Origin of the sequence: Endozoicomonas sp. ALC020 (genome assembly GCF_049275935.1) — a bacterium.
Taxonomy (GTDB): Bacteria; Pseudomonadota; Gammaproteobacteria; order Pseudomonadales; family Endozoicomonadaceae; genus Endozoicomonas_A.
In genome coordinates this window covers 6,375,708-6,389,778 of the sequence record NZ_CP184830.1, presented here as the reverse complement: position 1 = coordinate 6,389,778, position 14,071 = coordinate 6,375,708, and the positions used below count along the sequence as shown (strand labels likewise).

Here is a 14,071-nt window from a genome sequence, read left to right as displayed (position 1 = left end):
CAGGAGCAGTGAATATAGAAGGCACGGGTGGACCAGGATCGGGTTCTCAGTTCGCTGATTTAATGAAAAATGTCTCAGAGCTTGAGGCGATTCATAAAAAAGGAGGAGTGGGCCGGATTGAAGTGACTGAATGTCCTGAGACAACAGAGCAGGGCTCTTTGACGACTTTCAGAGGGAGAAAGGTTGTCAAGGTTAAACCCCGTAAGAACCTGTTCAAAAGGCTGCTTGACTTTTTTACTCTCAGAAAGTCAGTAAGAGAGATCAGAGCCATACAAAAAAGAGATGCCGAGGCTGTGTTGCACGACCAGGTCTTGATGGCGCTTCGTGACAAACATCTGGATACACAGGATAGAAACCGTCTTATCAATGCTGTTGCCACTGGTGTTATCCCCGGGTTCAGCCAAGAGGAGAGGCAAGGGATGAGAGAAAAAACTCTCAGCCACCTCGAAAGCCTCAACGTGTTTCAGGGACCTGAATCCATAGGAATGATGCTCAATGAGGCAGAAGACGGAGTAAAAGCCTTTCCAAAACTGATTGACACCATTTCGTCCGTCTCTCTCTATGATGCCCGCGAGGCTATTAAAGGTTATTACACGACTTTGCTCCTTGCCCCTGAGCGAATACCGGATAACAGCAGACTGCATCAGGATATTGCGAGGCTGGAAGAGCATTTTAAAGTTACCCGCCAGTTAGATGGCTTTCGGCATTTGGTCAATGAGGTCATTGAGGAGGTTATACACTCTTTGCCTGAACGCCTGTCAGACGATGAATATTCGCAGTTATTGGCTAACTGGAGTCACTTTCCTGATACAAACCGTGACAGGGCCCTGGCTAGAGTTATCGATAAAACGTTCACTAATGTCACCCGCAAAGAACCTTCTATTCACGGCCACCCACGAGAGTTGGTGCAGGAGAAAACTGCTCGCTTTATTGACGCAATGCGCCGTGATCCTGAACTCGAATCGCGATTCGGTCTTGACAGGATTCAGCAGTTGATCATGCAGTTAGCTCAAGATAAAGCTCAGGTGACAGCGGAGCTGGAGCGTTTGAGTGATGAAGTAACCCGGTTAGATGTAGAAGCCATCAGAGAACGCTTGAAAGCTGGTGAGGCGTTGACCAGAGAAGAAAGAGAGCTGATAGCGGAATCAAGACGTGTACTGCTGGATATTCAGTTGACGGCGGGCAGGCGGTGGGACATGGCAATGCTCCTGCAGCCTGACATCTGGATAGCTCAGGAGGAGGAACACGAAAAACTATTGAAGATTCAGGAAATCGGTACTCTGAGGGGAGAAGAGGTTGATCTGGCGCAGCTCGACTGGCTGATCAGGCAGCATGATGAGGCCAGAACTCATCCTCGGGTAGCTATTGAAGGAGCCGGCCCCACAGGGCTGACGTTGGCCTTGTCACAGTTCGAAGCCGGTGCCAATGTTGCCATCTTTGAGAAGAGAAGTACTGAATACGACAGAGTTCAGGTGGTCAGGCTGGACCCCAAATGGTTGGATATGCTGAAGTTTTATCTGGGTGAGCATTATTACGAGCTTTTTGGTGCAGGTGAAGAAAGCAAGGGCATCATTCGTCCCGATGGCTTTGGCGAGATAACCATTCATCGGTTAGAGGAAGCATTACACGACCGACTGACTGAGCTGATGGGCAGGAATTATGATAAGACCAGTGAGACTGACCAGCCTCTCAGTCTGGAAAGAATGGCTGCCTATGAGCTTGAAGAGGTAGAGTCGGGGGAGGAGGGTTTCAAAGTCAGGGCTCGTTATAATCCCGAATATGATGTGGCGCAACGGGGCAGGGCAAAAGATCACACTCCGGAGGAAGCGGTCAAGTATCGGCCTGTAGATATACTGATCTGTGCTGGAGGTAAAAACACCCAGCTGCGAGGCAAGTTCATGGAGGACAAAGTGCTTGTCCGTGCCGAGCCTTACGGTGTCTGTAGCTGGGAAGGTAAAAAAGGTGCAGAGTTACCCAGCCAGAAGCTGGACAGGTTTCAGGATTTCAGGGAGATGGTGGTTTTTGACAAGGAATTTCATGAGCACTTCAGGGAGAGCCTTTCCAAAGAGCTGCTTCTTTTATCAGAACCTGCTGACTCAATAAAGGGTGTCGTCGACCCTAAGGATCTGCTGGAGCTTGAGTTCAAGACTATGAATCGGGTTATGCAGACTCGCTGTTTTGAGAACAAGAATCTGGTTTACATTGGCATGGAGTTGCCAAAGCACTTTGGTCAGTATTGTAAAAAACTGGAGGGGAAAATTAAGCGGAATCTGTCGGTCAGTGTGACTCCGGGATCGGGTATTATTAATCCGGAAGAGGCTGATAAACAGGCTGAGAAAAAAGCCAGAGAGGCTGTCAAGGCAGTTCAAAAAGCCTGGTTCCAGGCGGTTGCCCATTATTACGGAATCGACGACTCCAGATCACTGGGCGCTACATCGGACAAAATCAATCACAAGTTTGCTTCGGCCTTTTCGGTGCAGCAACACAGGGTTGAGAAAAGTGTTGTAACCAGGCAGGCAGACGGACATGAATTAACAGTAACAGTAGCCGGTGATGCCGCAGTCAGCCCTCATTTTATGAGTTACAGTGGGCTGACCGGAGCCAGAGAACATGTTTTGCAATTGCAGGAATTTACCCAAAAAACGGCCAATGATGTCAATCCTTCTGATAGGTTGCTGCACCGGGAAGAGCTTGAGCAAAGGCAGCGGAGAACCGCTGACTTTGTGATTCAGCGAGGCAAAGCGTTCCTGGGTCGCAACTGAAGACCTGATTTTGACGGTTGCATTGATCAATAACGGAATTATTTGTTCATCGTTGTATTTGTTTAATCACACAGGCAGGGAGGCCTGTAACTATGAGCGTTGGAGGTGCAGGTGGACGAACACAAGCGAGTTCTCAGTACGCTGATTTAATGGACAATGTTGGGAAGCTTGAGACGTTTTGCAGACAACGAAAAACAGCCCGGCTTGAAGTGATTAGCGAGTCGGGGGCACCAGGGCAGGACACTTCCGCTAGTTTCAGGGGGAGAAAGGTCATCAGTGTCAAACCCCGTGGAAACCTCTTCAAAAGGCTGATTGCCTTTTTTTCTCCTACTCGCAGCGCAAAAGCGAAAAGGGCCCGTGAGCGTGAAGCAAAGGTTTTGTTGCATGACCAGGTGATGAAGGCTATTGAGGGTGGGGAGCTTAGTAAACAGGACAGAAAACGTCTGGTAGATGATGTGTCTGGTGGGGTTATTCCGGGTTTCAGCCGTTCGGAAAGAGAAAGCATACGGGGTAGAATTCTCCACGCTGTTTTGAGGTCTGAGAACATAAACACGATGCTCAGTGAGGCGGAAGAGGGAATAAAATCCCTGCCAGCACTGATCGACAAGATTCCAGCGGTATCTCTACACGATGCTCGTGAGGCCGTTAAAGGCATCTATAAGGCTTCACTCCTCAAACCAGGTCGAATATCGAATGACAGCAGATTGCAGCAGGATCTTGGCAGGTTGGAGCGGCATTTTGCTGATAGTGCTCAATCAGGGGATTTTCGGTGTCTGGTCGAAGAGGTGATTCGGGAAACGCTTCATTCGTTGCCCGAACGGCTGTCACAGGATGAGTATGACGATTTATTGTCTATCTGGGGTGAGGAATCAAATAGTTTTATAATTCCAGACCATGAGTTGCCCCTCCGCACAGTGGTAAAACAAATATTTTTGAGTGCTGCAAGCGCAGAGTCTTCCATTCACAGCGACCCACGAAATTTAGTACTGGAAAAAGACTACCGTCTTATTCAAGACCTGAAGCGTTATCCGAAACTGAAAATTGAAGTCAATCGTCGCAGCGAATTTTCTTATCTGAAGCGACAGTTATCTGCGGATAAAGCCAAGGTGAGAAAAGCATTGAATCAACTGAGTGCTGAAGTCACCAGGTTAGATGTAGATAACATCAGAGAACGCCTGAAAGCCGGTGAAAACCTGACCAAAGAAGAGGGGCAGCTGATAGCAGAATCACGACGAGCACTGTTGGATATCCAGTTGACAGCGGGCAGACGATGGGAACTGAGCATACTCTCGCAGCCTGAACAATGGCCAGGTCAGCAGGACACTCTCACCAAGCTGTTAAAGATTCAGGAAATCGGCACTTTGAGGGGGCAGGAGATTGATCTGGCGCAGCTCGACTGGTTGATTAAGCAGCATGATGATGCCAGAACTCACCCCCGGGTAGCGATTGAAGGGGCGGGTCCCACCGGGTTGGCTCTGGCCTTGTCACAATTCGAAGCCGGTGCCGATGTTTCCGTCTTTGATAACAGAAGTACTGAATACGACAAGGGTCAGGTGGTCAGGCTGGATCTCAAATGGATGGATATGCTGAAGTTTTATCTGGGTGAGCACTACTATGAGCTCTTTGGTGAAGGTGAGGAAAGCAAGGGTATTGTTCGTTCCGATGGTCTTGGCGAGATAGCGATTCAGCATCTGGAAGAAGTCTTGCAGGATCGATTGAACGAGTTGAGGCAAAGGAATAATCAAACCCATGAGGGTGACGGGCCTGCCAGTCTGGAAAGGATGACTGCTTTTGAGCTGGAGGGCGTTGAGTCGGGAGTCGAGGGCTTCAAGGTCAGAGCACGTTATAACCCTGCTTATGACGCGGCGCAACAGGCCGGGGCAAAGCATGACACCCTTGAGGAAGCGGTTGTGCACCGACCTGTGGATATGATCATTTGTGCCAGCGGGAAAAATAGCAGGCTTGGAAACAAGTTCCTGAAGGATGGCATGGGCAACTATGGCAGGTCATACACTGCCTGCAGCTGGGAAGGTAAACAGGGTGAGGAATTACCCAACCAGGAGCTGAATACCTTTCAGGATTTCAGGAAGACGGTGGTCTTCAACAAAGATTTTCATCAGCACTTCAAGGAACAGCTTTACCAGGAGTTGCAGATGTTAAAAGAGTCTGATGACCCCATAAGGAACGTCGTCTTCCGAAAGGACCTGGAAGAATTGGAGCGCCGGACACTGGATCAGGGTATGCAGACCCGCTGTTTAGAGAACAAGAATCTGGTTTACATTGGTATGGAGTTGCCAGATCCCTTAAATCAGTATTGTCACAAACTGAAGCGAGACATCAGGGATCAGTTACTGAAGAGCTCGACTTCAGGATCGGGTCCCGGCAATTCAGAAGAGGCTTATCAACGGGCTACAAAAAAAGCCCTGGAGAGTGTCAAAAAGGTGGTTCACAAAGCCTGGTTGCAGGCGGTTGCCCACTATCATGGAATTGATCAGTCCGGGTCAATAGGGGCTACATCGGACAAAATCAATCACCAGTTTACTTCAGTCTTGTTTGCGCGGCATCAACGGCGCGAGCAAAATTTTGCGATCAGTGAAGCCCATGGACACCAGTTGGCGGTGACGGCAGCTGGTGAAACTGCAGTCGGTGATCATTTCATGCTTGACAGTGGACTGAGCGGTGCCAGAGAAAATGTTCTGAGTCTGCAGGACTTTACCCATAAAACGGCCAAACATACCGATCCCTTTGATCCAGACTTGCATCGGGCAGAGCTTGAAACCAGGCACCGCAGAATCACTGACGATGTCAGTGAGCACGCCCGGGTATTTCTCAGGTGAAGGCCCGGGTTGATTCTCCGGGCAGGGCAATAACAGCCTGATCAATAATCAGAGCCTGCTCTTCTTCGGTCATATTCTGAAAATCAGGGTTCTCTTTCAGTTGCTGTCGGAAACGGGCAACCCTGAGCCTTTCAACGTCTTGCATGGTCCGACCCTGATCTTCCAGCCGGTTGGCCAGTGCTGTACTCATCTGTTTAAGGTTGACTTTTCGACCCTTGCCAAAGTCGTCCTCAACGCTTTTTGCGGCCGTGTGAACCGCCAGCTGCAGTCGCTCCAGCGCCGCCGATGAAATGTCCTTCTCCAGACGATTATGCAACTCACTCATGACATGGTTTTTGATGGTCAGCAGGTCATCACGACTGAGAGATCGGTGCGAAACACTACCATCCTCGTCTAAAACCCTTTTGACCGGTCTGCCAAGAGCAGCCATTTTCAGCAAATAGTGACCCCTTATCGTTTGCCTCAAAGTGTCTTCCAGAGTCTTCTCAATGGCTGGCAGGGTGGTGCCGGGGGTGGGGGTACCACAATGGCGGTTGATGGCCAGAGGAATCTCCAGTAATTGATCCTGAATGTAATAACCAATGCCACGGCTGATCTCTGGAGGATGAAGCCCCAATTCCCTGAGTTTTCTTCTGAAGGTGTTAAAGGCTTTGTGATCTTTGGTCAGGGTATCGATCCTGTCTTTATAGCTTTGGAGGATCATCAGGGCTTTCTGGTTTTTCAGAATGCTTTCTGCCAGTTCTTTCCTGGAGTCAGCTAATTCGCTGACTTCCATTTCCACCCCGGCGTTAACGCTATCAACCAGATGTTTGTCCTCTTCGGTTTGACACCATGGCTGCCAGTAAGTATTGGCTACTTCGGCGGTGATGGTTTCCCGCAGGTATTGCTTGAACGAGCTCTGGGCGGTCATTTTAGCCATCATCCGTTTTGATGATTCCATGCAATGCGCTTCAATACGGGCTCTTTCATCGGAGCCTTCCGGCAACAGCATCTGGTAATAGTGAAGGCCGTCTTTGTACGTATAAACCAGGGCTTCGACATGATCCAGAGAGTTAGATAGTCGACTGATGACGCTGCCGACAGTCAATGTCGTGACAATCAGTTCGAAGCTGGAGGCGACTATGGGCCATAATGCCGCACTCAGAAGGCTCCCGTAGAAAGCGCCTCCGGCTATCAGGGCTCCGGTTGTGACTGAGCCACCCAGAACGACCAGGCATTTGGCACCTTCAGCGGCGAGCCGACCAAAGGCTCCGGCTTCCTTTTTGTTGTAGGCATGGATCGCTTCTGTCAGTCGGTTGTAACGGACTCGAAAGGGGTTGAAGTAGATGTTACAGAAGCTTTTGGCCAGACCGCCCTCTTTAGAAACGCCTCTGGCAATCTGTGCCAGCTGATCCGTGGGGCTGGATGTGTTGGCAAAGGCTGGTCCATAGTTGATCAAACGATTCAGGACTCGAACCTGACGACCATCCAGTTGATTGACGCCTTCACGGATCGCAACGGCTCCCGTTGCATGAGTTGTTGCGGTAGCAACCGCTCCAGCCAGTCCGCCAACGGTCCAGCCCATTACGCCACCTGCGGGTCCGGCAATCAGGGCGCCTGCTGTCAGTCCGAGAAGATTACCCAGTCTGGAACCTGCCGTATGATTGGCAAGGTCGGCAAAGAAGTTCAGGGCGATAGAGCCTTTCAGGGCCAGGTCTGATACCTGCAGCAGAAATTGGAACCGTTTTAACAATGCCGCCTGTTCAGGGTGGTTGGCATAGCTGTCTGTAGGGTCGAATGTTTCATTAACGGCTTTATCTCCTGCAAAGCAGGAGGCTGCTGATTCAGCCGACATTCTTGCCTGAAGTTGTGAAACCAGTCCTGAATTGCCGGCGCCCACCAGTATTTTTAACTGCTCAATAGTCTGGACAGAGTCTCCGACCAGACGACGGAACATTCGTGGATGACTCTGGGCGATTGCCACTACGCCCGAAAGTGTCTCACAGGCCTGCTTTTCCAACTCTGTGTAACTGCCTTGTACTCCGGTCAGTACACTCCAGGCACTGCCTTTACCGCTATACCAGTCCTGAAGCGTGGTCGCGGTGGGCTGCACAATATTGGACACTCGGTTAATAATACCAGTGGTAGAACCGGGAATGGCCTCGCAGGTTTTCAGAAGCTCTTCACTGAACGAGTAGCCAACGGCTTTCAGATCTTTAAGGTGCTGAAGTTCGGCCAGTTTGTCATCAAAGGATTTTCTATGAGGCCAGATGATCTGATACCCCACCGCCATCATCGCTTCTTCGCCCGAATTGACGGGCCTGACCGGGGCAGTTTCCTGCAGTGCCTGATCCATCACTTTCAGTAGTTGCAGGTTTTCCTGATAATCACCGGAACTCATAACGGGAGGCATTTGAGGGTGTTCTATCAAGGCTCTGGTCTCTGCCATCAACTGCTCTTCCTGAGCCAGCCTGAGGTCATGATGTTTCTGCTGATAAGCGACTATGGATGAGTAGCTTGGGTTTTTATGATAAGCCTGCAGGTGATCACTGTATTGCTGGATGGCGTGATACAGCTTTATTTCTGCATCGTCCTTATGCCTGCAGTTATTCAGCTTGTGCATGAGATGCCGGGTGGCAGGGGGCTTGAGCATAAAGATCCGTTCTGAAACTGGAATTTCCAGCTCCAGTTTCATAAAACGAACCAGTTGAATGGCGTGATGGAAATGCTCTAACTGTGTCAGCATGTCAGCAGGTATTTCCTCATGCTTTTCCATCGCCAGCATATGGCCAACCTGCTGCTCTGTTTCATTCAGCTCGTCGATGGAGAGTTCCGATAACTCTATCGACATTAAGTGTTGGTAGCGCTGTTCGAAGTAGAGCTTTCGGCATTCCATTTCCAGAAAGTCCTGAACCTCTTTATGATCGGGGTTTTCAATGAAGTCCGTCAGTTTTTCGGGCGTGCAGGGCATCTCGGCAAGGCACTTGAGACGGTTTGATAATAACTGCAGTTGCTGACGACTTTGCCACTGTCCGGAGCGCATCTTGTTTCGTGCTTCATTAATATCAGCGCTGCAACGATCCAGCAGCAGTTCGTGAACAACTTGTGGTATTTTCCAAATCATTGTTCCGGTTAACTGTGAGCGGTTGTTCCAGTCACCGGGTGGTGGAAAATAGAGTCCCTTCAGGGCTTTTTGAGCGTTCATTTTTTTCAAGGTTCCGGCAGCTGGGTTGGCGCCGGCATTCTCTGGTTTGAAGGGGTCGGTCTTTACCTTTTGCACGAAGCACTCTTGAAGCCCAAGGTAAAAAGGTGTCTTGCCATGCTGTGTTTCAAATTCAAGTAACTTTTCAAGCAGAGCATGGTAATCATGAGCTGCTAACAGGTCGAATAAAGCCTCCAGCTGCTTTCTGGCTTCCGGTCTGCTGGAAGTGATGCCCCACCAGTTTTTTTCTATGTCCTCAGCCAGTGCCAGCAATCTCTGTTGTAACAGGGCAAAACCGCTTTGCGGGCACTCATCCAGAATCCGTTCGAGAATGCCATAGGGATGCAACATAGAGATGATTTCAGCAGCCATACCTTCTTGTCTGAACCTGTCCAGCAAGTCGGGATACTCACGAATCAGGGTTTCCCGGTCGTGAGCCGAGAATTGCCAGTGATCCTTTTGGGGGATGGGAGGGGGATTTGCAGTTTCCGCCATTCTGGTATCGTAATCTTTCATCCAGTCCGGGTTGTCGTCGGCATCCTCAAAGACTTCATTCTCGTCATCAATATCAGGCGCAGAAATGGACGTTTTTCCGATGAATGCGGTGGGGTTAGATTGAGTGACCTGGTGTTCAGAGAGAGGTCTGGAGAAAGGTATAGCATTGCTTCCGGCCTCCTGACGGGGAATATAGGTTCCTGCATCCGCCAGAGGGTTCTGCGCAGGGCTCAGGCAAGAGTGAGGCTTGCCTGGGCAACCTGTGCTTTTTGGAACACTTCCCATCAATACTTCTAACATATCTGGCCTCCTGCCAATATCAGTTAAATGGGTCCCTTATTAAGTAAGACCCTCGGAATGGCAGAAAATTTCCATTTTGGTCAGAATAACTGTCCGTCTTGTTAGTGTCAGTCAATTCGGAATTATAAAAAAACCTGCGACACTGGTTTTCAAAATGAAGCTGCGTATAATTTCGCAGGTTTATCTACATTATCCGGGGCTTTTCATGTACCAACTGGGCCGAAAGTTGTTATTTTGTCTCTCTGCTGAAAATGCACACGATGTGGCACTAGAGATGATAGGTGCGGGCCAGCGGCTTGGCCTGACCGGTGCTTTTGTGCCATCTGTGCCTTCCCGTCCCAGGGAAGTTATGGGGCTGACCTTTGAAAACCCTGTCGGCCTGGCAGCAGGTCTTGATAAAAATGCAGATTGCATTGATGGTCTGGGCAGTCTGGGTTTTGGTCATATTGAGCTGGGCACCGTGACACCCCGCCCTCAACCCGGCAATCCAAAGCCCCGGTGCTTCCGGATTCCAGAGCGTCAGGCGCTGATCAATCGTATGGGGTTCAACAACAAAGGGGTTGATCACCTGGTTGAAAATGTCCGCAGGTGTCATTACCAGGGCATCATTGGCATTAACATTGGCAAAAACTTTGATACTCCGGTGGAAGACGCTGAAAGTGATTATCTGACTTGCCTGCGAAAAGTGTATCCCCATGCCAGCTACATCACGGTTAACCTCTCATCCCCTAACACTCCGGGGCTGCGTAAATTGCAGTTTGGTGATGCTCTGAAAAGTCTGCTGGATGCCTTGAAAAAAGAGCAGGCTTTATTGACCGACAAATACGGTCGCAGGGTTCCGGTAGCGATCAAAATTGCACCGGACATGAATGAAGATGAAATTGCTGACATCGCCCGTGAACTGGTTTCCTACGAGATGGACGGGGTTATAGCGACCAATACCACCTTGTCGAGGGATGCTGTTGAGGGTTTGGCCAACGCCGATGAACAGGGTGGGCTCAGTGGTGCGCCGTTAAGCGATCGCTCGACAGAAGTGATTAAACTCTTGTCTTGCGAACTGTCCGGAAAACTGCCTGTTATTGGTGTGGGCGGTGTCATGGATGCCAGAACCGCAGCGGACAAGATCAAAGCAGGGGCCAGCCTGGTTCAGCTCTATTCAGGTTTCATTTACAGAGGTCCTTCCCTGATTCGTGAAGCGGCAGAGGCCGTTTATTCTTGTGATCATGGTTGAAACACTTTTAAGCAGGCTCTGACTCAGGGATATGCTTCTGCGTTCATGGTTGTTGCACGAGATGAAAGAAGCCCCGGAGATCCGGGGCTTATATGGGCTTTAACAATAGGGTAACTTATAGAAAGGAGGCATTACTGGCCCGTTGCAGGCCGGAAATGCCAATCAAGCCATCCCAGTTGTCTACGCGACCCTCGCGCCAGCCCGTTAGCCAGGCCTGGCGAAGTTGGGGGTCCGTATGTGGGCAGATATCCTTCGAACGTCCAGACGCACCTGTCCGATATCCTTTGGTAAAGGCTCTGTCTGTCATATCCCTTTTTTGTCTTTTCATCATGTGGTACTGCCTCTTGCTGATTCGTTTATCAATGCCTCCCTGGCACCCTGTTACAGCACTTGGAAAATTCCCTGATCCGGCCTGTTGTGATAACTCCGGAAGCCCACCAGGTTATATGCAAGTTACATGCAACGAGGGAACTGGGAAAAAACCAGAGAGCAAACGTACAGGGAAAGTCTACGGTTTAATTTCTAACGAAGTTTGAACAGGCTGTCGAGAAATCAATCCTAATAAGTATTGAGTTTTTAAATTTTTTTGGAATATAAGTTATGAATACGCCTCTTACAGAGCGTTCTCTGGAACTCTTCGCCAGCTGCCCCAAGGGGCTGGAAATCCTGCTGGCCAGAGAGTTGACGGATCTGGGTGCTGAATCTGTCCGGGAAACTGTCGCTGGTGTGAGTTTCAAGGGCAGTCTTGAGGTTGCTTATCGCAGTTGTCTCTGGTCCAGACTGGCAAGCCGGATTTTACTGCGGCTGGGTGAGATCCGATCCGAGAATAAAGACAGCCTGTATCAGGGTGTCAGAACGTTTGAGTGGGATGATCATCTCGACAACCAGAGCAGTTTTCGGGTCGACTTCAACGGCTCCACGCCAGATATTAATCACACCCGATTCGGTGCCCAGGTCGTTAAAGACGCCATCGTTGACCAGTTAAGAGATGACCATGGCTGGCGGCCCTCTGTCAATGCCACTAACCCCGATATAAGAGTCAATGTTCATGCCAGGGGAAAAACAGCGTTTGTGTCGATTGACCTGTCAGGTCAGAGTTTGCATCAACGGGGCTATCGTCAGGAATCAGGTGAAGCGCCTCTGAAGGAAAATCTGGCAGCGGCCATTCTGATAAGGGCTGGCTGGCCTGAAATGGCGGCACAGGGCAAACCGTTAATGGACCCCATGTGCGGCGCCGGTACTCTGTTAATAGAAGGTGCCATGATGGCGGCTGATATTGCCCCCGGTCTGCTCCGGACCCGTTTCGGTTTTGACCGCTGGATGGGGCATGTGCCAAAGGTATGGATGAAGGTGCTGGAGGAAGCCAGGGAGCGTCGGCAACAGGGGCTGGCTAACCTGAGTTCGGATATTACTGGCTTTGAAGGTCTGGGTTCTGTTGCCCATCGTGCCAAATCCAACCTGGAAAGGGTAGGGCTGTCGAAAAGGGTCAGGATACGACAGCAGGAGCTCAAGGATTTGGCGATGGATTCTGACGTAGATGCCGGATTGGTGGTTTGTAATCCTCCCTACGGTGAACGTATGGGCGATGAAGCCAGTCTGGTCTACCTCTACAAACATCTGGGTGAAAAACTGAAGGAGCATTGCCCGGGTTGGCAAGCAGGCATATTCACTGGTACGCCCAGTCTGGTGAAAAATCTCGGAATGGGGCCAAGAAAGAGTTATTCACTCTTTAACGGTGCACTGCCCTGTAAGCTCTTTCTTTATGATATTCGCAGCCGTGAAGCGAGAGAGGCCGTTGCAGAAAAACAGGAACGGAATCAACCAGAGGCCAGAACGGTTACCTATATTTCTGAAGGGGCTAACATGTTTGCCAATCGTTTGAAGAAGAATTTCAGACAGATGAGCAAATGGGCCAGAAACAACAACATTGACTGCTATCGTCTCTATGATGCCGACATGCCAGAATACGCTGTAGCGGTAGATGTGTATCTTGACTGGGTGCATGTTCAGGAGTATGCAGCGCCGAAATCCATTAACGAGGAAAAAGCTCAGGAGCGGTTAATCGAAGCCCTGGCAGTGACGCCTGAGGTGCTGAATATACCGGATGAAAATATTGTCCTCAAACGACGTGAGCGGCAATCAGGTTCCAGTCAATATGTAAGACAAGACGAACAGAAACAGATGATGGAAGTTGAAGAGGGCGGATGTCGTTTATTGGTTAATCTGCATGATTATCTGGATACGGGTCTGTTTCTGGATCACCGACTGATGAGAATGAGACTGCAGAAAGAAGCGGCGGGCAAACGTTTCCTCAACCTGTTCTGTTATACCGCCACAGCAACCGTTCATGCCGCCATGGGGGGAGCCGTGTCTTCTACCAGTGTCGATCTTTCCAATACCTATCTCGACTGGGGTAAAAAGAATCTGGCCCTGAACGGTCTGAGCGAGCGGCGTCACCGAATGGAGCGGGAAGATTGCCTGAAATGGCTGGAAAAAGATATCAGCGAGTATGATCTGATTTTTATGGACCCTCCCACCTTCTCCAACTCCAGAAAGCTAAAAGATGTTTTTGATGTTCAGAGAGACCATTTCAGGTTAATTGAACTGGCAGTAAAGAGGCTGAGCAAGGGCGGTGTTCTCTATTTCTCAAACAATTTTAGAAAATTCAAACTGGATGAGCGTGTTGAGTCAGAATTTGTTGTCGAAGAGATCACCCGTCAAACCATTGATCGTGATTTTCAACGCCGAAAAGGTATTCATCGAAGCTGGAAGATTATGAAAAAGTAAATCGCACTGATATTTGGCAAAAACGCCGTGATCCCACAGTTTGCCTGAGATGGTTGGTAAAGGATATCAGTGAGTATGAGCTGATTTTTATGGACCTCCCCGCTTTTTCCAACTCTAGAAAACTTAAAGGTGTTTTTGATATTCAGGAAGATCATTTCAGGTTAATCAGGTGGTAGTAAATCAGAGCTATAATTTCCGGTACGATGCAGACGACAACAGGGTATGAGGCTTCATACCCTGACTGCCTGGTTAACTCATCAGTAGGTGAGAAGTATGAAGCTGATTTCCAGACTGGCAGGGTCAACGATTCTTGCGCTCGCGTTCGGAAGTGTTCACGCACTGGACAGGTATATTTACTTTATAAGAAATTATGATTCCGATCATAGCGTGTCCTACTCTTTCAGGGCTGGGTCAGACAGTTCTTGCATGTACGGGGTATATAATCCGAAGACTGACTCAATGCCACCCGATTACTTAA

The 14,071-nt window shown here is 49.6% G+C and carries 6 protein-coding genes; 4 read left to right on the top strand and 2 right to left on the bottom strand.

The features are described from left to right. Positions 1-62: 62 nt before the first annotated feature. Both ACOJUO_RS23855 and ACOJUO_RS23850 read left to right on the top strand, forming a co-directional pair. On the top strand, positions 63-2,762 hold the full coding sequence (locus tag ACOJUO_RS23855) for a hypothetical protein (RefSeq protein ID WP_422138396.1): 2,700 nt from the start codon (positions 63-65) through the stop codon (positions 2,760-2,762). A gap of 92 nt (positions 2,763-2,854) precedes the next feature. Beyond that, positions 2,855-5,599 carry a hypothetical protein gene (locus ACOJUO_RS23850; protein ID WP_422138395.1) on the top strand — a complete coding sequence of 915 codons (2,745 nt, stop codon included), beginning with the start codon at positions 2,855-2,857 and terminating at the stop codon, positions 5,597-5,599. On the opposite strand, the gene ACOJUO_RS23845 is transcribed toward ACOJUO_RS23850, so the two are convergent. Further along, the gene (locus ACOJUO_RS23845; protein ID WP_422138394.1) at positions 5,592-9,575 is read right to left on the bottom strand and encodes a hypothetical protein; all 3,984 of its coding nucleotides are present in this window, start codon (positions 9,573-9,575) and stop codon (positions 5,592-5,594) included. The two genes, ACOJUO_RS23850 and ACOJUO_RS23845, sit on opposite strands and share 8 nt — an antisense overlap. A 154-nt stretch (positions 9,576-9,729) precedes the next feature. On the opposite strand from ACOJUO_RS23845, the gene ACOJUO_RS23840 reads away from it, so the two are divergent. Next, entirely contained in the window at positions 9,730-10,806 is a 1,077-nt protein-coding gene (locus ACOJUO_RS23840; RefSeq protein ID WP_422138393.1) for a quinone-dependent dihydroorotate dehydrogenase, read from the top strand. Between the two features lie 115 nt (positions 10,807-10,921). Here the strand turns inward: ACOJUO_RS23840 and rmf are convergent, their stop codons facing one another. Beyond that, the gene (rmf, locus tag ACOJUO_RS23835; protein ID WP_257281103.1) at positions 10,922-11,134 is read right to left on the bottom strand and encodes a ribosome modulation factor; all 213 of its coding nucleotides are present in this window, start codon (positions 11,132-11,134) and stop codon (positions 10,922-10,924) included. Between the two features lie 272 nt (positions 11,135-11,406). Here rmf and rlmKL point away from each other — a divergent pair, with 272 nt between their 5' ends. Continuing rightward, entirely contained in the window at positions 11,407-13,593 is a 2,187-nt protein-coding gene (gene rlmKL, locus ACOJUO_RS23830; protein WP_422138392.1) for a bifunctional 23S rRNA (guanine(2069)-N(7))-methyltransferase RlmK/23S rRNA (guanine(2445)-N(2))-methyltransferase RlmL, read from the top strand. The last annotated feature ends 478 nt before the right edge of the window (positions 13,594-14,071 follow it).